The 1,020-nt window shown below is 65.7% G+C and carries 1 protein-coding gene; it reads left to right on the plus strand.

Features of this window, described 5'->3' with window-relative positions; genetic code table 11:
• A partial coding sequence (locus tag ABZV78_RS31825) for an IS256 family transposase (protein WP_355644572.1) occupies nucleotides 1–980 on the plus strand: 980 nt, incomplete at its 5' end.
• Nucleotides 981–1,020 lie beyond the last annotated feature (40 nt).

Below are 1,020 nucleotides of genomic sequence, written 5' to 3' on the forward strand. Positions count from 1 at the left end.
CGCGTGACCGTGACGGCAGCTTCGAGCCGCAGATCGTCAAGAAGCGGCAGCGCCGGTTGACCGGGGTCGAGGACATGGTGATCTCGTTGTCCGCCAAGGGATTGACGACCGGTGAGATCGCCGCGCATCTGGCCGAGGTGTACGGCGCTGACGTGTCACGCCAGACGATCTCCACGATCACCGACAAGGTCATCGACGGCATGACCGAGTGGCAGAACAGGCCCCTCGACCCGGTCTACCCGGTGATCTTCCTCGACGCCGTGCACGTGAAGATCAGAGACGGCAAGGTCGCCAACCGGCCCATCTATGTCGCCTTGGCAGTCACGGTTGATGGGACCCGCGACATCCTCGGCCTGTGGGCGGGTGACGGCGGGGAGGGCGCCAAATTCTGGCTGCAGGTGCTGACCGAATTGAAGAACCGCGGTGTCGATGACGCCTGCATGGTCGTCTGCGACGGGCTCAAGGGCCTGCCTGACGCGATCGCCGCGACCTGGCCCCTCGCGGTGGTCCAAACGTGTGTCATCCACCTGCTCAGAGCCTCGTTCCGGTATGCGGGCCGGCAACACTGGGACGCTATCGCCAAGGCGTTGCGGCCGGTTTACACCGCACCCACCGAGGCGGCCGCGCAGGCCCGCTTCGACGAGTTCGCAGAGGCCTGGGGCGGCCGATATCCGGCGATCATCAGGCTGTGGACCAACGCCTGGGCGGAGTTCGTGCCGTTCCTGGCCTTCGACGCCGAGATCCGCACCGTCGTCTGCTCCACGAACGCGATCGAAAGCGTCAACGCCCGGATCCGGCGGGCCGTCCGCGCCCGCGGACACTTCCCGAACGAGGCTGCCGCTCTCAAATGTGTCTACCTCGCGGTCATGAGCCTGGACCCGACCGGGCAGGGCCGCAAACGCTGGACGATGCGCTGGAAGCCAGCGTTGAACGCCTTCGAGATGGCCTTCGAAGGCCGACTCGCCGCAGCCCGCAAGTAGTCCTCAACAACCCGTGTTACACCGTTTTCTTGACAGACCC

The sequence above is a fragment of the Micromonospora sp. NPDC004540 genome (assembly GCF_040610095.1).
Taxonomy (GTDB): domain Bacteria; phylum Actinomycetota; class Actinomycetes; order Mycobacteriales; family Micromonosporaceae; genus Micromonospora.